The 16,609-nt window shown below is 46.2% G+C and carries 16 protein-coding genes; 12 read left to right on the forward strand and 4 right to left on the reverse strand.

Annotated features, from left to right (window positions below; translation table 11 throughout):
• Positions 1 to 42: 42 nt before the first annotated feature.
• The 11 genes from zapA (at position 43) to trxA (ending at position 11,332) form a co-directional block, all read left to right on the forward strand.
• Entirely contained in the window at positions 43 to 279 is a 237-nt protein-coding gene (gene zapA, locus KNP99_RS06435) for a cell division protein ZapA (RefSeq protein ID WP_012371043.1), read from the forward strand.
• 3 nt (positions 280 to 282) lie between these two features.
• Positions 283 to 831 carry a CvpA family protein gene (locus KNP99_RS06440; protein WP_088837579.1) on the forward strand — a complete coding sequence of 183 codons (549 nt, stop codon included), beginning with the start codon at positions 283 to 285 and terminating at the stop codon, positions 829 to 831.
• A gap of 45 nt (positions 832 to 876) precedes the next feature.
• Positions 877 to 2,592, forward strand: a complete 1,716-nt coding sequence (polX, locus tag KNP99_RS06445; protein WP_088837578.1) for a DNA polymerase/3'-5' exonuclease PolX — start codon at positions 877 to 879, stop codon at positions 2,590 to 2,592.
• Positions 2,593 to 4,959: an endonuclease MutS2 gene (locus KNP99_RS06450; protein ID WP_214768714.1), complete on the forward strand. Its 2,367-nt coding sequence runs from the start codon at positions 2,593 to 2,595 to the stop codon at positions 4,957 to 4,959.
• Positions 4,960 to 4,969: 10 nt separating this feature from the next.
• On the forward strand, positions 4,970 to 5,377 hold the full coding sequence (locus KNP99_RS06455) for a DUF350 domain-containing protein (RefSeq protein WP_029331108.1): 408 nt from the start codon (positions 4,970 to 4,972) through the stop codon (positions 5,375 to 5,377).
• A 188-nt stretch (positions 5,378 to 5,565) separates the two neighbouring features.
• Positions 5,566 to 6,459: a YitT family protein gene (locus tag KNP99_RS06460; protein ID WP_034800851.1), complete on the forward strand. Its 894-nt coding sequence runs from the start codon at positions 5,566 to 5,568 to the stop codon at positions 6,457 to 6,459.
• 220 nt (positions 6,460 to 6,679) lie between these two features.
• Complete coding sequence (locus tag KNP99_RS06465) at positions 6,680 to 8,353, forward strand: AMP-binding protein (protein ID WP_088837576.1); 1,674 nt, start codon at positions 6,680 to 6,682, stop codon at positions 8,351 to 8,353.
• A gap of 72 nt (positions 8,354 to 8,425) precedes the next feature.
• The gene (locus KNP99_RS06470; RefSeq protein ID WP_051667299.1) at positions 8,426 to 9,004 is read left to right on the forward strand and encodes a fatty acid metabolism transcriptional regulator FadR; all 579 of its coding nucleotides are present in this window, start codon (positions 8,426 to 8,428) and stop codon (positions 9,002 to 9,004) included.
• Positions 9,005 to 9,081: 77 nt separating this feature from the next.
• Positions 9,082 to 9,855: an electron transfer flavoprotein subunit beta/FixA family protein gene (locus KNP99_RS06475; RefSeq protein WP_214766538.1), complete on the forward strand. Its 774-nt coding sequence runs from the start codon at positions 9,082 to 9,084 to the stop codon at positions 9,853 to 9,855.
• A gap of 15 nt (positions 9,856 to 9,870) precedes the next feature.
• Positions 9,871 to 10,833: an electron transfer flavoprotein subunit alpha/FixB family protein gene (locus KNP99_RS06480; protein ID WP_088837574.1), complete on the forward strand. Its 963-nt coding sequence runs from the start codon at positions 9,871 to 9,873 to the stop codon at positions 10,831 to 10,833.
• 190 nt (positions 10,834 to 11,023) lie between these two features.
• Positions 11,024 to 11,332 carry a thioredoxin gene (gene trxA / locus KNP99_RS06485; protein WP_029331102.1) on the forward strand — a complete coding sequence of 103 codons (309 nt, stop codon included), beginning with the start codon at positions 11,024 to 11,026 and terminating at the stop codon, positions 11,330 to 11,332.
• A 450-nt stretch (positions 11,333 to 11,782) separates the two neighbouring features.
• On the opposite strand, the gene KNP99_RS06490 is transcribed toward trxA, so the two are convergent.
• Both KNP99_RS06490 and KNP99_RS06495 read right to left on the reverse strand, forming a co-directional pair.
• A complete protein-coding gene (locus KNP99_RS06490) occupies positions 11,783 to 12,160 on the reverse strand; it encodes a VOC family protein (protein ID WP_214804366.1) in 378 nt (125 codons plus the stop codon).
• Positions 12,161 to 12,180: 20 nt separating this feature from the next.
• Positions 12,181 to 13,503 (reverse strand): dihydrolipoyl dehydrogenase family protein, encoded by a 1,323-nt coding sequence (locus KNP99_RS06495; protein WP_214766532.1) that lies wholly within the window; start codon positions 13,501 to 13,503, stop codon positions 12,181 to 12,183.
• Positions 13,504 to 13,585: 82 nt separating this feature from the next.
• Here KNP99_RS06495 and uvrC point away from each other — a divergent pair, with 82 nt between their 5' ends.
• Entirely contained in the window at positions 13,586 to 15,370 is a 1,785-nt protein-coding gene (uvrC, locus tag KNP99_RS06500) for an excinuclease ABC subunit UvrC (RefSeq protein WP_214766530.1), read from the forward strand.
• 81 nt (positions 15,371 to 15,451) lie between these two features.
• Here uvrC and KNP99_RS06505 read toward each other — a convergent pair whose 3' ends face one another.
• Positions 15,452 to 16,066, reverse strand: coding sequence for a PH domain-containing protein (locus KNP99_RS06505; protein WP_088837570.1), 615 nt, complete (start codon positions 16,064 to 16,066; stop codon positions 15,452 to 15,454).
• A 95-nt stretch (positions 16,067 to 16,161) separates the two neighbouring features.
• Positions 16,162 to 16,581: a YslB family protein gene (locus KNP99_RS06510; RefSeq protein ID WP_214766528.1), complete on the reverse strand. Its 420-nt coding sequence runs from the start codon at positions 16,579 to 16,581 to the stop codon at positions 16,162 to 16,164.
• Between the last annotated feature and the right edge of the window lie 28 nt (positions 16,582 to 16,609).

A 16,609-nucleotide genomic window follows, 5' to 3' on the forward strand; every position in this document is an offset into this window, starting at 1 on the left:
TGGTACTATATGAAAGAAGCAAAGTATGAGGAGGACAGAATAATGGCTGATTCAGAAGGGCTGAACCGGACGACGATTCATATCGCAGGTAATGATTATACGATTGTCGGGACGGAGTCGCCAGAACACGTACGTGAAGTGGGTCTCCTCGTCGATACAAAAATTCGGGAAATTCGAGACCAAGCACCACAACTCGACGTTCGTCAAATTGCCGTTTTAGCGGCTCTCAATATTGGTAGTGATTACGTAAAAATCAAAAAGAATTTGGGTGAACTTTAAACTATGATTACCTTTGTTATTTTATTATTTCTCGCATTAGGAACGATGACAGGTGTCCGTCGAGGCGTTGTCTTGCAAGCAGGGCATTTACTGAGTCTGTTGATCTCGTTCATCGTGGCACTCTCGTTTTATGATGAGTTAGCTGCAAAATTTAAATTATGGGTTCCATATCCATCAACACTCGACGATGCTGGAATTGATTTAACGATGTTTTCAATTCCGAGCTCAATTGGGTTAGATGAAGTATTTTATAAAGCATTTTGGTTCATCGTTCTGTTTTTCGGGACAAAAATCATTTTATCAATGATTTTATCGATGTTTGATTCCTTGACGAACATTCCAGTGTTAAAACAAGTGAAAGGTTTACTCGGCGGTATATTTGGATTCATCGAGATGTATATTTTCGTGTTCTTGATTCTATTTTTGGCAGCCTTTGCGCCAGTCCAATCGATTCAAGATGCCATTGCGAATTCGAGCTTGGCGACATTCATGATTCAACATACACCGTTATTAGCGGAATGGCTCATGACGAAAGTCGGTTTGATAAAATAACGCGCTCCCGTTAACTGGGGGCTTTTTTTGAGGGGAGAATTGACGATGCGAACGACTCAAGATGCGATTCGACATTTAGAACGGATTTCCGTTTATCTCGAAGTAAAAGGTGAAAACCCATTTAAAATCAATGCCTTTCGTAAGGCGGCAAGTATATTAGAAGCGGCAGAACACGATTTCATGGACATTGAAGATTTCACAGCGATGAAAGGGATTGGCAAAGGAACAGCGGCGGTCCTTGAAGAATTCCGGACGACAGGCACGAGTACAGCACTCTCGGAACTGGAACAAGAAGTGCCAGAAGGTCTGATTGCGCTACTGAAGATTCCAGGTCTCGGAGGTAAAAAACTCGCAAAATTACATGATGTCGGTGTCATCGATGCAGATTCCTTTGCCGAAAAACTGGAGGATGGTACAGTCGAAGCGATGCCGGGATTCGGGAAAAAGACAGTCGAAAAATACGTGAAGGCACTCGAAACCTTTGAAACACGACCGGAACGTTTACCGTACGGTGTCATGCGAAAAATCGTAAGTGAACTCGAACAGACGCTAACGGCATTTGAAGGAATCATCCGATTCGCAGTTGGCGGAAGTTTCCGTCGCGCGGAAGAGACGTGCAAGGATCTTGATTTTATTTTGTCGACAGATCAAGCAGAAGTCGTCAAAGGACAATTACTCGAGCTTGAGCAAATCGATGAAATCATCGCGGCAGGTGAGACGAAAGTATCGGTCGTCTTAAAACGCGATACGAACTATATCGCAGTCGACTTCCGCTTAGTCGACGACGCAGCATTCGCCTCGACGTTACATCACTTCACAGGGTCGAAAGATCATAATGTTCGGATGCGTCAACTCGCAAAAGAACGTGGTGAGAGTATTTCGGAATACGGTGTCGAGACGAAAGACGGTTTGTTCCAACCACAAACAGAGGATGAATTATTCGCGCGGTATGACTTGCCGTTCATCCCACCAGAGTTACGTAGCGGGCGCCACGAGTTTGAACAAGATTTGACGCGACTGATTACGGAAAAAGATATCCAAGCGGATGTCCATATGCATACGACGTGGTCGGACGGAACCTTATCAGTCGAAGAACTCGTCGATGCTTGTGCTGCGCGCGGTTACTCGTGGATGGCCATCACGGATCACAGCCAATACATGAAGTTCGTCAACGGATTGACGATAGATCGCTTACGCAAACAACGTGTTGAGATTGAAGCCGCGCGTAAGAAACATCCCGACATGACAATCTTATGTGGTGTCGAGATGGATATCTTGCCGGATGGATCACTTGATTATGAGGATGAGTTCTTGCAGGAAATGGACTACGTCATCGCCTCGATTCATTCGAAGTTTGATCAGACGGAAACTGAAATTATGCAACGGTTAGAAAATGCTTGTCGTAATCCTTATGTCTCACTCATTGCCCATCCGACAGGACGAATCATCGGTCGGCGCGAAGGTTATGCCGTCAATGTTGATCGCCTGATTGAACTGGCGGCAGAGACAGGGACAGCGCTTGAACTGAATGCGAACCCGGCACGTTTTGATTTAACGGCGGCTTCGCTCGCGAAAGCAAAGGCAGCGGGTGTTAAAATCATGATTAATACGGACACACACCGTCCAGAAATGTTAGAAGACATGAAACTTGGAGTCCTCCATGCACGTAAAGCATACTTGGAACCAACAGATGTCATCAATACGTGGACGGCGCAGGAGGCGCGTGCCTTCTTTGATCGAAAACGTTTAGGAGTGGATTAAATGAATGCTAACGCATTACGCGTCTTAGAATATGATAAATTGAAAGACTTACTCATCAAACAAACGGCTAGCTCGCTCGGAGCACAGTTCGTCAAAAATATGCAACCGTCAGAAGATTATGAACAAGTCAAAGCACTCTTAGCCGTGACGACGGAAGCGACGACGGTCTATCGTCTACGCGACCGTTATCCGTTCGGCGGTTTAACGGATGTGCGTAGTGAAGTCAAACGGTCTGAGATTGGTTCAATCCTCTCGACGAGTGAATTGTTGGCTGTAGCAGACGTCGTTTACTCCGGACGCCAAGTGAAAGCTTTTCAAGAACGGCTGCACGAGGACAATCCCGACTTACGATTGCCGGCACTCGACAGCCGAATCGAGCAAATTACGAAGCTCGTTGAAATCGAACAAGGGATTCGTCATGCGATTGATGACCAAGGCGTCGTCCAAGACTCTGCGAGTGACAAATTACGGTCGTTAAGAAGTCAGCTGCGCTCACTCGAAGGACAAGTCCGTTCGAAAATCGACGGTGTCTTACGCAGTAAATCGAAGATGTTGTCGGATGCCATCGTCACGATGCGAAACGACCGTTATTGTGTCCCGGTCAAACAAGAATACCGTCAAGCATTTGGCGGGATTGTCCACGATCAATCAGCGTCTGGAGCAACACTGTTCATCGAACCACAAGCCGTCGTTGCCGCAAATAACGAAATCCAAGAAGCGCGTCTCAAAGAACGTGCCGAAATCGAACGCATTTTAGCCCAGTTATCGGCACTTGTCGGTGCCGTCGGAGATTCGTTACGGATTAATCTCGATGTGTTGGCAGAACTCGATTTCATCATGGCGAAAGCGTTGTATGGTCATCAAATCCGTGCCGTCGAGCCACGCTTGAATGAAGAGCGGCGAATCGTCTTAAAAGAAGCGCGCCATCCGTTTATTGCGGATGAAGATGTCGTCCCAATCACCGTTTCCTTAGGTGGCGAATTTACATCACTCGTCATCACTGGACCAAACACCGGTGGGAAAACCGTCACGTTGAAGACGATTGGTCTTCTGCAACTGATGGTCCAGTCCGGATTATACGTGCCGGCAGCCGACGAAACGGAACTGAGTGTCTTTGACGCGATTTATGCAGATATCGGTGACGAACAATCGATTGAACAAAATCTCTCGACGTTTAGTTCACACATGACGAACATCGTCTCGATGATGGAGAAGATTGACTTCATGAGCCTCGTCCTATTTGATGAGCTCGGAGCAGGAACTGATCCGACGGAAGGGGCGGCACTCGCGATTGCGATTCTCGATGAAGTCAAGCGTCGCGGAGCACGTGTCGCCGCGACGACTCACTATTCGGAACTGAAAGCTTATGGTTATAATCGTGAAGGTGTCGTCAATGCCTCGATGGAATTTGATGTCGAATCACTCAGCCCGACCTATCGTTTACTGATTGGTGTCCCAGGTCGCTCGAATGCCTTTGAAATTTCGAAACGACTTGGCTTATCGGACATGGTGATTGAGGCAGCGCGTGGTCAAGTCGGAAGCGATGCTCAGTCTGTCGAAACGATGATTGGTCGACTCGAGGAAGCGAAACAACGTGCCGAATCGCTCGAGCAAGAACTACAACAAGAAAAAGAGCGACTGACATTAGAGCGCGAACAGTTCGAACAGGAACAAGCTGAAATTTTTGAGGAGAAAAATGAAATTTTAGCGAAAGCAGAAGAAAAAGCGACACGAGCCGTCGAACGCGCTCAAAAAGAGGCGGAGGCTGTTATCAAACGCCTGAAAGAACTCCGTGATGCAGGTGCCGTCAAGGAACATGAATTGATTGAAGCCCGCAAGCAGCTCGAACAAGCAAAACCGACCTTACAAGATCAGCGGATTGCGAAAGTAAAAGCGAAACATGATAAAACGCCGACGTTTGCTAAAGGTGAAGAAGTCAAAGTGACGACCTTCAATCAAAAAGGCTACATCATCAATCAAAACTCGAACGGCGACTACACGGTTCAAGTCGGTATCATGAAAGTCAACGTCAAGCCCGGTGATCTCGCTAAAATCGGAGCAGCCAAACCAACCCAGAAGACAACAAAACGGTCAGGAAGTTCAAGTATCACAAAACAATCGTCTCCGTCAGCCGAACTCGATTTACGCGGTGTACGGGTAGAAGAAGGTCTATCGAAACTGGAACGTTTCATGGATCAGGCGTTATTGTCGAACTATGATCATATCCGTGTCATTCATGGACTCGGGACGGGTGCGATGCGTCAAGGCGTGCAGGAATACTTGCGTGGCAATCGTCACGTGAAGACGTCTCGACTCGGTGGTCAAGGTGAAGGTGGACATGGCGTGACAATCATCGAATTGAAATGAGGAAACGCGAATGAACATCTTTGAAAACGTCTACGTCTATACGACGGCGCTCTATTCAGTTGCGGGTCTCTTAATTATCATGGGTCTTGCACTGTTTGAGTTGACAACACGGTATCGGAACTGGGAACATATCAAGAGTGGAAACATCGCTGTTGCTCTAGCGACAGGCGGAAAAATCATCGGACTCGCAAACATCGTTCATTTCGCTGTCCAAAGTGAAGAACGTGTCGGGGCAATTTTTTTAGAGAGTGCCTTTGGATTTTTATTGTTAATCTCGACCTATTGGATTTTTGAGTTCTTGACACCTAATCTCCCAGTAGACCGAGAAATCGAAAAAGGAAACATCGCAGTCGGTATCATTGCGTGTGCTCTCTCGATTGGGATGTCATTCGTCATCGGTTCTGCGTTAGTGGGGTGAACTTGTGTTAGAACGGTTAGCAAAAATTATGTTTGGTGTCTCGATTGCTTTTTTAGTCGTCGGATTGTTATGGATCTTTATGAATTAAAAGAACTGGCTTTGCTAAGTGATCATTCCGTACTGAACTTCATTCAGTGCGGAATTTTTATGGAGTGAGGACTACTTTTCATATGAAGGAGGAACATTGAATGAATGTCAGAAAAACAACAACAAATGAAACGAGACGACGTGCATTCGAAGCCATGCAAGCCATCTCGTGGAAAGATATTTTTTGGATTATCGTTGGTTCCGCCATTTTATCATTTGGCGTCAATTACTTTACGATACCGAATGATTTATCTGAAGGTGGATTAATTGGGATTACGGTGATCTTCTATTACCTGTATGGCTGGGATCCGGGACTTGTTTCGCTCCTTGCGAACGCTATTCTCTTCATCATCGGCTATCGTTTCTTAAGTCGGAAAACGATGATTTACTCGGTCATCTCGGTTGCGGTGACATCCTTCGTCCTCTCGACGACGGCATCATTCACGACTTCGTCAGATAATCGTCTGATCGGGACAGTTTACGCAGGGATTTTGATCGGGGTCGGAATCGGTCTTGTTATCCGCGCAGGGGGGACGACAGGTGGTGGTGTCATCATCGCCCGTCTGATGAATAAATATTTGAACCTCGGGATTGCAGTCTCGATGTTTATCATCGATGTCATCGTTGTCGGAGCGTCCGGGTTCTTATTCGGTGAAGAAACGATGCTGTATACATTGATTGCAATCATCATCGGCTCTTATTTGATTGATCTCGTCAGTGAAGGCCTGAATGTTCGAGAAGCGGTCACAATCATTAGTCACCGTCAAGAAGAGATTGCGACTGTGCTGACGGAAACACTCGGAAGAAGTGCGACTGTCATCCATAGTCATGGTCATTTTACGAAACAAAAAAATGACATGCTCTATATGATTGTCGATAAACGCCAACTCGCGCCACTAAAACAAATTGTCGAAGCAGCAGACCCACGAGCTTTCGTCGTCATTCATAAAGTACGTGAAGTCATCGGAGAAGGATTTACGTATCCTTCACGATAAGATGAAGCGAGGTCAGGCTAAAATTAAATGTTATGTTTCAAGCCTATTGTTCATATGTTGTGAACGGTAGGCTTTTTTTTGATGAAGTCCTTAATGATAAGAAAACCTGTCTTCATGAAAAGAGGAATTTTTTAACTTTTTTTAGCCAATAGTAGCCGTAAAGGGGAAATAACACGTATAATAAAAATGAATAGTAATTCAGTCACAGGGAGGGATTTGAATGGATTCAGTATGGTTAAAGGATTATCCAGAGCAAGTACCCGCATCAATCGACTATCGTGAGATTCCGTTGTACCAAGCTTTAGATGAAGCGGCAGATGATTTTCCGGAACGACGGGCACTGAGTTTTCTTGGGAAACGAATGACTTTCAAGGAAGTACGACAAGAAGCAAGAAGTCTAGCACACGTTTTACAAGAAGCTGGGCTCGAAAAAGGGGACCGTGTCGGTTTAATGTTGCCGAACTGCCCGCAGTATATGCTGAGTTATTATGCGGTATTATACGCCGGTGGAACAGTCGTCCAAGTAAACCCGCTCTATACGGACCGTGAGCTCGAGCAAATTCTAGTCGATTCTTCTGCGAAAATGCTCATCACCCTCGATCTTCTCTACCCGAAGGCGACACGAGTCAAGTCATCGACGCCCTTGACGACGGTCGTGACGACGAGCATCGCAGACTATCTGTCATTTCCAAAAAACAAACTATATCCAATCAAATCACGCAAGGACAACAACATCATCGTCGATACGACGGGATCCATTCCTTTTTTGGCACACCGAGAGCACCCTCCGATTGAACCGGTCGAGATTGATCCAAAAGAAGATATTGCTGTTTTACAATATACCGGTGGCACGACAGGAGCACCGAAAGGCGTCATGTTGACGCATTTCAATTTAAGCGCGAACGTCGAACAAATTGGGCACTGGTTCTATAAATATTCACGCGGTGATGGGCGTAAATTATTAGCGGTCGTTCCTTATTTCCACGTGTATGGCATGACCTGCAACTTAAACTTTGGGATTTTTAATGCGTATGAGCAAATCATCTTACCAAAGTTTGATATTGAACAAGTGCTGAAAACGATTGATAAAGAAAAACCGAACTTGTTCCCGGGTGCACCGACGATGTACGTCGGTTTATTAAATCATCCGAAACTGAAAAAATATGATCTTTCGTCCATCGAGGCTTGTATTTCCGGTTCGGCACCACTTCCGGTCGAAGTCCAGGAGAAATTTGAAAGTGTGACGGGTGGACGGATCGTCGAAGGATATGGTTTGTCAGAGACGAGCCCTGTCACACATACGAACTGCATTTGGGATAAACGCGTTCCAGGATCAGTTGGCATTCCGGTTCCAGACACGATCGCAAAAATCGTTCAAGCCGATGGTGAGACGCTAGCAGCACCAGGTGAGATTGGTGAGATTCTTGTCCGAGGCCCGCAAGTCATGAAGGGATATTGGAAACGTCCAGAAGATACGCAGGCAGTCTTGCGTGATGGGTGGTTGCACACGGGGGACTTAGGATATGTGGGGGAAGACCATTATTTCCGGATTGTCGACCGGAAAAAAGATTTAATCATCGCTTCAGGATTTAATATCTATCCACGTGAAGTCGAAGAAATTTTATATGAACATCCTGCAGTCAAAGAGGCTGTCGTGATTGGTGTACCTGATGCGTATAGAGGTGAGACAGTGAAGGCCTTTATCGTCCTCAAAGATGAAATGAGCGTGACGGAGGAAGAACTTGATCAGTTCTGTCGAAAAAACTTAGCATCGTTCAAAGTACCAAAACGCTACGAATTTAGACAAGAGTTGCCGAAAACATTTGTCGGGAAGATTCTCCGCCGTGTCCTAGTCGAAGAAGAACGGGCAAAACAGCTGGAAGAAAGCAGTTGACAGTAAAGAAAGACATGGTAGAATAAATATGAATGAACCATCATTCATTTTATTTGTTAGGAGATATCTTTTATGAAAAGAACAATGTCTAAGAGTGATCGCATCATTGATGCAGCAGTCAAAGTGATTGCAAAAAACGGTTATCATGGCGCGAAAGTAACAGCCATCGCGAAAGAAGCAGGTGTCGCAGACGGGACGATTTATCTTTACTTTAAAAACAAAGAACACCTGTTGATCTCTTTGTTCGAAGCGAAGATGGGGAGTTTCATCGAGTATTCAGAAGCTCAAATCGCGAATCATCAATCAGCGACGAAACAACTCGCTGCATTGATTGAGGCACATTTGGAGCAACTATCCGTCGATTATGATTTGGCCGTCGTCACACAAATCGAGTTACGGCAGTCAAATCAAGAGATGCGGCAAAAGATTGCGACCGTCCTCAAACCATATCTTCATTTAATTGACCGTGTCATTCACAATGGGATCGCATCAGGCGAGTTCTCAGCCGAACTGGATTATCGGTTGGCGAGACAAATGGTCTTCGGGACGATTGATGAAGTCGTCACGAGTTGGATGGCGAGTGGCTTTAAATATGATTTATTGGAAACGCAACATGGTATTCATCGAATGCTGATCAAAGGGCTGAGTTAAGCCCTTTTCAAGACAAGCTTTTTGTAAGCGGATACAACGGATGATGGTGAATAGAAGTTGACAAGGGGGAGCTAGTGATGGAAATCTATGTGTTATTAAAACGGACGTTTGATACGGAAGAAGCAATCCAGCTCGAAAACGGTAAGATTGAGGAAGACGGAGCAGAGTTCATCATCAATCCATATGATGAGTATGCGGTCGAGGAAGCGATTCGGGTGCGGGATGCACAAGGGGGAGTCGTAACCGTCTTAACAGTAGGACCGGAAGATGCGGATAAAGAATTACGAACAGCACTTGCAATGGGGGCTGACAAAGCGGTTCGTATTTCGATTGAGGACGATGTAGAAGAAGCGGATCATTTCTCGGTTTCTGAAGTCCTTGCAGGTTATCTGAAGGAACAAGACGTTGACTTAATCATCGCCGGGAACGTAGCGGTTGATGGGGGAAGCGGACAAGTCGCACCACGTGTCGCACAGTTGCTTGACATACCATATGTCACGACGATCACGAAGTTAGAGATCGACGGAACGGATGCTGTCGTCACACGTGACTCGGAAGGGGACACGGAAGTCATCAAAACGTCGTTACCGTTACTCGTCACGGCACAACAAGGGTTAAACGAACCGCGTTACCCTAGTCTTCCTGGAATCATGAAAGCGAAAAAGAAACCACTTGAAGAATTAGATCTCTCAGATCTTGAACTGGACGAAGATGAACTAGCACCACGTCTCGAGACAGTCGAACGCTTTTTACCACCGAACAAAGCCGCTGGTAAAGTGCTCGAAGGGGAGATCTCGACACAAGTCGAAGAACTCGCTGCGCTATTACGAAACGAAGCAAAAGTAGTCTAAGGGGGAATGAACGATATGTCAAAAGCACTTGTACTTGCAGAATCACGTGATGGTAATTTACGAAATGTTTCGTTTGAAGCGATTGCGGCCGCGAAACTTGTAGCAGATGAAGTCGTCGTCGCCTTGATTGGGGAAAACGTAGCAAAAGATGCGGCACAACTCGCGACGCGTGGGGCGAACCAGGTTCTCGTCGTAGAGGACGCACGTCTTCTTCACTATACACCGGACGGTTATGGACAAGTCTTCATGCAACTGATTGACCGTATGTCACCGGACGTACTTGTCTTCGGTCACACGTCGCTCGGAAAAGATTTGTCACCCAAAATCGCAGCGAAGCTCGAAGCCGGTTTAATCAGTGACGTCACATCAATCGAGGGAAGCGGAGCGGATGCGTTGTTCATCCGACCGATTTACTCAGGGAAAGCCTTTGAAAAGGTAAAAGTCACAGAAGGTAAAACACTGTTTACGGTCCGACCAAATAACATCGAACCGTTAGCGGAAGGCAGTTCGGACGGATCGATTGAAGCAGTAACGGTCGAACTAAAAGATTTACGGACCATCGTTTCTGAAGTCATTCGTAAAGCAACGGGCGGGGTCGACTTATCAGAGGCGAAAATCATCGTTGCGGGTGGACGTGGTGTCAAGAGTGCCGATGGGTTTGCACCGTTACAGGAATTAGCGGATTTACTTGGCGGGGCAGTCGGTGCTTCTCGTGGCGCCTGTGACGCTGATTACTGTGACTATGCGTTACAGATTGGCCAGACGGGGAAAGTCGTTACACCGGATCTCTACATCGCCTGTGGCATTTCCGGAGCGATTCAACATTTGGCAGGCATGTCGAATGCGAAAGTCATCGTCGCCATCAACAAAGATCCGGAAGCGAATATCTTCTCGGTCGCAGATTATGGCATCGTCGGAGATTTGTTTGATGTTGTGCCATTATTGACAGCAGAATTCAAGAAAATGCTCGTTCATTAATTTAAAAAGTGGGGTGGAGGAATCATCCTCTGCTCCTCTTTTTCTGCACGGTGGGCGGCGTAAAAATCGTCGTGAGCAGTTTCTTTTATCGAACGACATCGCTGTGCTATACTCAAATCAGTAAACAGGTTGATTTCACTTTTGCTGTAGCAAACATGAAATGAATCTAAAATTTAGGGGGTAATATTTTATGGCAATCGTACACGCAACTAGCCAATCATTTAAAGAAGATACACAAAAAGGACTCGTCCTCGTTGACTTTTGGGCAACTTGGTGCGGACCTTGTCGTATGCTCGCTCCAGTTCTCGAAGAACTCGATGCGGACATGCAAGACGTAACAATCGTTAAAGTTGATGTCGACGCTAACCCAGAAATCGCTGGCGCGTTCCAAGTACAAAGTATCCCGACACTCGTTCTCTTTAAAGACGGTGAGCCGGTTAATAAAACAATGGGCTTCATGCCTAAAGATGCATTAAAAGAATTCGTTGAATCAAACTAATTCGTTGAATGTTTCATAAAGAAGAGAGTGCCTCCTGAAATACGGAGGCACTCTTTTTTCAGACTGTAAACAACGTGATATTGGAAGATCCAGCGTCTTTTTTCGTTGCTTTCCTCGGGCGAGGCGCAAGCCGTTGCTCCTTGGTCCTCACGGCCAACGAGCAGGGTCTTGCCTGCCTCTGAACGTGCGTTGAAAACGCACGTTTTCCCGTAGGAGTCAACGAAACGTGACGCTTTTTAGGTCATACCGTGAAGGAAACTCATGCTTACAGACGCTTTAGATTGCAAGCTGTCGCGACCCTGCAGCTTTGCTGTAGCTTCATAAGAGTTTGTCCATACGCCGCAAAGAGAGTGCCTCCTGAACTACGGAGGCACTCTTTTGGTCGTTCGTTTAATCGAGTGGGACGATCCCGCCGAAAGATGTCGCTGACGATTGTCTAACGGCGCATTGTCAAGACATCGGTGAACAAAGCTCGACGAGGTGACCGTCCGGGTCAAGCACATAAGCGACGGTTTGTCCCCACGGTTTAACCGTTGGAGCGAGGATTGAAGGGAATCCTGCTACGATGATTCGTTCGTATACGTCCTTAACATCATCAGTAACGAATCCGATTTCGAGGGACTGCGGTCCGGTCTTGTCCGGGATGTCGTACGCAATCAGCGTTCGTACATCTTCTTTCGTATTAAAGGCGAGTGTCGTCGTGCCCGTGTCAAATTCGACATAACTTCCATGCTGCGCTTTGATTGGTAGACCTAATAATTCATGATAAAACATCAATGTCTGTTTGGGGTCATCAATGTAAAGGATCGTATAGCCGTAACGAATCATCGGAACCTCCTGACAAAAATTTAATCAACGAGTAACGAAGAAATATCGGAAGCGGGTGTCGGATAAGCGAAACGCGTTTGTTGCAAGGCGGAACTTGGGATTCGGTGTTGCATTGCGAATGAAAAATAGTTCGCAAGTTCAGCGGCGTGAACCCCGATGAAATGAGCGCCGAGAATTTGATCATCGTCACCAATCAGTACTTTAGCACGCGCGAAGGGATCTTTGATGCGGACATTCGTCTGCCAGGAAGAGGTATCGATCAAGTGACCGCGATAAGATATGTTGGCTTTTTTCAAAGCCGCTTCCGTTTGCCCGACTTGCGTGACGTTCGGTGCAGTAAAGACGACGCTCGGCACCGGTAATAACTCCAGTTTTCGAGAAGGTCCTTCAATCATGTTATGTGCCGCAAGACTCCCTTCGGTTCCTGCAAACGGGGTTAAGGCAGGATTGCCACTGAGCGCGACATCACCTGCAGCAAAGATGTTTGAAGTAGACGACTGGAGGTATTCATTGACATGGATGCCTTTTTCTTCGTATTCGACACCTGCTTTTTCTAGGTCGAGCTGGTCGACGCTCGCGACGCGACCGGTAGCATTTAAGACGACATCGGTTTCGACCGTCGTATCATTTGATAGTTGAAGCGTCGTGCCATGATAGGAGACAGCTTCTGCACTATGCACGATTTTAATCCCGAGTGCTTGAGTCGCTTCGAGCAACACTTCGACAAGTTCCTGTTCAAACTGTTTTAAAGGACGGGACCGTAACACGATCGTGACTTCTGCCCCGGCGATGCGGGCGAGGTGAGCGAACTCAAATGAAATATATCCGCCGCCGATGCAGACAAGGCGCCGCGGGACATCTCGTAATTCTAAAAATTCATTGCTCGTCAAGAAGCGTTCGCTTCCTGGAATCGACAATTCGCGTGGTCGTAAGCCAGTGGCAATCAAAAAGTGTTTCGCTTCGAGTTCAGTGTCATCGACTACGATCCGTTCCTTCGAGAGAAATCGGGGTTCACCGTGGAAATAGTCGATTCCGATCTCGTCATAACGCGCACGTGTTTGTTCCGGGATGGCACGTGTATATTCATTTTTTCGTTCCATCAATTGACGCCAATCGATGGAGATGAGTCCTTTAAGACCATAACCGAGCAATCTCTCGACAGCATCTTTCGTTTCACTGCCAGTCAAAAGAATTTTTTTTGCATCACACCCACGTTGAGCGCATGTTCCACCTGGAGTGAAATTTTCGATTATCGCGACGCGAAGTCCTTTCTCGACGAATTTATAAGCTGCTTGATTCCCAGCAGAGCCTGTTCCAATTATAATGCAATCATATGTACGCATATTTTATCCTCCATGTGTCATAATCGTTGTAAGATGTTTACCCTATAAGGCAAAACTAAAAACGGTGGAAGGAGACATTTTTGTGAGCCATCAAGAACATATCAAGGCGAAACTATCCCTCTTACCTGACGAACCAGGTTGTTATTTGCATAAAAATGAATTTGGAGAAGTCATTTATGTCGGAAAAGCTAAAAATCTAAAGAATCGGGTCCGGTCCTATTTTACAGGAGCGCATGATTTGAAAACAGAACGACTTGTCGCGGATATCCGTGATTTTGAATATATCATCACAGGGAGCGAACTCGAAGCGTTACTCCTCGAGATGACGCTGATTAAAAAACATGATCCGAAATACAACATCATGTTAAAAGATGATAAGTCCTATCCGTACCTAAAAATTACGAATGAAACGTATCCGCGGCTGATTACGACCCGGAAGTTAAAAAAAGATGGAGGACATTATTTCGGACCTTATCCGAATGCGTATGCCGCTAACGAGACGAAGCGTCTGCTTGATCGCCTTTATCCGCTACGTAAGTGTCAGCCGATGCCGAAGAAACTTTGTCTCTATTACCACATCGGACAATGTCTTGGACCGTGCGAAATTCAGGGTTTAGAGACGGAACAGAAAGAACTCGTCTCAGAAATCCGTCGTTTTTTATCGGGAGAAACAAAAGAGCTCGTCGCATCTTTACAGACGAAGATGGGCGAAGCGGCAGAAGCGATGGAATTTGAACGGGCAGGCGAACTACGTGATCAAATCCGCGCCATCGACTCCATCATGAACAAACAGAACATGATTACGGCAGATTTGACGTCCCGTGACGTTTTTGGAATTTACGTCGACAAAGGGTGGATGTGTGTCCAGGTCTTCTTCTTACGGGGAGGGAAAATGATTGAACGAGACGTGTCTCTGTTCCCGATTTACGGGACACCTGCGGAAGAATTAGAAAGTTTCATCGTTCAGTTCTACGAAAAGAATATCAAACCGAGCGAGATGTATGTTCCGCCACTCGTTAATCAACTGTTATTGAAAGAGGCAATCGGAATTCGCGTTCATGTACCGGTCCGTGGATCGAAGCGGAAGTTACTCGATCTAGCGACGAAGAATGCCGAAAACGCAATTGGAGAACGGTTTGAATTGATTGCGCGTGATGAAAAGAAAACGGTCCAGGCAGTCCAGGAACTGGCTGACGCGATTGATGTTCATCCGTTATCGCGAATTGAAATCATCGATAATGCCAATATCCAAGGGGCGGACGCCGTTTCGGCGCTCGTTGTGTTCGAAGACGGAAAACCTCTTAAAAAAGAGTATCGTAAATTTAAGATTAAGACGGTCAAGGGACCGGATGATTATGAATCGATGCGCGAAATCGTCCGTCGTCGATATCGTCGCTTATTGCTAGAAGGGGCACGTCTTCCCGATTTAGTGTTGATTGATGGGGGTCTCGGACAATTGAATGCAGCGCTGGAAGTCATTCAAGACGAGCTCGGTTTGGATTTACCCGTCGGTTCGCTCAAAAAAGATGATAAACACCGGACGAGCCAACTATTATTCGGTGAAGGTGGGCAACTGATTGAACTCCATCCGCGCTCGAGTGCCTTTTATCTTCTCCAGCGCATGCAAGATGAAGTTCACCGTTTTGCAATCACCTTCCACCGATCATTACGTTCGAAAGGGATGACCCGCTCGGTACTCGATGACATACCGGGTGTCGGCCCAAAACGCCGTCAGCAGTTGATTCGCCATTTCGGTTCGATGCGCAGCTTAAAGAAAGCGAATATCGAACAGTTGACGGAAGCTGGTCTACCTGTAAAATTGGCTGAATCGGTCGCGGAATATTTGAGTCAAGAAAATGAAGAATGAAAGTAGGGGACTTCCGATTGACGGAGGTCCCCTACTGGTGTGCATTAGAATCTGAAGATGCATTGCTCTACGTTAACGAAATTAGTTGTTGATATATTTTTCGTAAAACGCTCCGAAGTCTTTTTGGTTCCAACGGTGGTAATGTCCTTCTAACCAATCAAACGATTCTTGTGATAATGCTTTAAAGGCTTGTGGAACATCCATTTCAGCTTGCCGGATGCCACCGAGAATCGTCACGGAATGATTGAGCGAGTTATTGGCGAACTCGAGCATCTTTTGTCCTTCATATTGCTTTTCAGCAATCGCAAGAAGTGCTTTATAAAGGTCTTTGACATGTTCGAGCTGTTTTTTATCGACGTCGATCGAGTAATGCTTTCCGCCGATTTCGAATTTGATCTCGACATCCAAGTCGACCGTTCCTGCTGTTTCGAACATGACATGACGAATCGGATAATGGGCGTACGGATAGCGATAGAGGACACGCTTTGAACTGACGGCGCTTTCCCCGTCGAGGTGAATCAATGCTAAATTCGTAAAGCAGTACTCATCACTTTTGGATTTGATTAAAAAATAAATTTTTTCGCCGTCCTCATGGAGCACGTAATCGTCGGCGGCGGCTTTATCAAAATCGTCCGGATGAATGACTTGACCGATATCGCTGAATCCTGTTAAGTCTGCTGCTAATTTCTTGAACATCGTAATTCCTCCTCGAATATATGATCGACTACTTTATACGATTACGTGACGAAAAAAGTTTCATGCTAACACGAATCGTATTAGAGAAATACGTATCAGTTCGAACGATCAAGAGGATCTTTCGGATCGAATTGGATGGTAATATGTACGCACTCTTTCCCCATCTCAGCATATCCTTCAGCGACAAATCCGTTCAACTTGGCAACCTGTTCGGCTAAAAAGCCTGCCTCAAGTTGAAAATAGCCGGTCGGTCGCTCGGCTTTAGTTGATTCCGGTGGTAAAAGTTCAAAAGAAAAAGTCGTCCCCTTTTTTTTCGTAAGGGAGAGGGTACCCCAACCGGCCTCTACGAAAAAAGGAATTAATTCGTCCTCGTTCAACACGGGGAATTGCCGGGCAAGTCGCTTACCTGCCCAGTAGATGACTTGACGATAGTCGTTACCGAGTAGATCGCTTAACACGTAATCGCGGATCAGTTCGATGCCGAATGTTGGCGCAGTGTTTGGTGTTGATTCCATGATGATTCACTCCTATCTCTGAAACTAT

Source organism: Exiguobacterium sp. s95 (genome assembly GCF_018618655.1).
Taxonomy (GTDB): Bacteria; Bacillota; Bacilli; order Exiguobacteriales; family Exiguobacteriaceae; genus Exiguobacterium_A; species Exiguobacterium_A oxidotolerans.

Excerpts from the sequence above, each read along its gene's own strand:
- zapA (WP_012371043.1), top strand. The coding sequence starts at position 43 with ATGGCTGATTCAGAAGGGCTGAACCGGACGACGATTCATATCGCAGGT.
- KNP99_RS06440 (WP_088837579.1), top strand. The coding sequence starts at position 283 with ATGATTACCTTTGTTATTTTATTATTTCTCGCATTAGGAACGATGACA.
- polX (WP_088837578.1), top strand. The coding sequence starts at position 877 with ATGCGAACGACTCAAGATGCGATTCGACATTTAGAACGGATTTCCGTT.
- KNP99_RS06450 (WP_214768714.1), top strand. The coding sequence starts at position 2,593 with ATGAATGCTAACGCATTACGCGTCTTAGAATATGATAAATTGAAAGAC.
- KNP99_RS06455 (WP_029331108.1), top strand. The coding sequence starts at position 4,970 with ATGAACATCTTTGAAAACGTCTACGTCTATACGACGGCGCTCTATTCA.
- KNP99_RS06460 (WP_034800851.1), top strand. The coding sequence starts at position 5,566 with ATGAATGTCAGAAAAACAACAACAAATGAAACGAGACGACGTGCATTC.
- KNP99_RS06465 (WP_088837576.1), top strand. The coding sequence starts at position 6,680 with ATGGATTCAGTATGGTTAAAGGATTATCCAGAGCAAGTACCCGCATCA.
- KNP99_RS06470 (WP_051667299.1), top strand. The coding sequence starts at position 8,426 with ATGAAAAGAACAATGTCTAAGAGTGATCGCATCATTGATGCAGCAGTC.
- KNP99_RS06475 (WP_214766538.1), top strand. The coding sequence starts at position 9,082 with ATGGAAATCTATGTGTTATTAAAACGGACGTTTGATACGGAAGAAGCA.
- KNP99_RS06480 (WP_088837574.1), top strand. The coding sequence starts at position 9,871 with ATGTCAAAAGCACTTGTACTTGCAGAATCACGTGATGGTAATTTACGA.
- trxA (WP_029331102.1), top strand. The coding sequence starts at position 11,024 with ATGGCAATCGTACACGCAACTAGCCAATCATTTAAAGAAGATACACAA.
- KNP99_RS06490 (WP_214804366.1), bottom strand. The coding sequence starts at position 12,160 with ATGATTCGTTACGGCTATACGATCCTTTACATTGATGACCCCAAACAG.
- KNP99_RS06495 (WP_214766532.1), bottom strand. The coding sequence starts at position 13,503 with ATGCGTACATATGATTGCATTATAATTGGAACAGGCTCTGCTGGGAAT.
- KNP99_RS06505 (WP_088837570.1), bottom strand. The coding sequence starts at position 16,066 with ATGTTCAAGAAATTAGCAGCAGACTTAACAGGATTCAGCGATATCGGT.
- KNP99_RS06510 (WP_214766528.1), bottom strand. The coding sequence starts at position 16,581 with ATGGAATCAACACCAAACACTGCGCCAACATTCGGCATCGAACTGATC.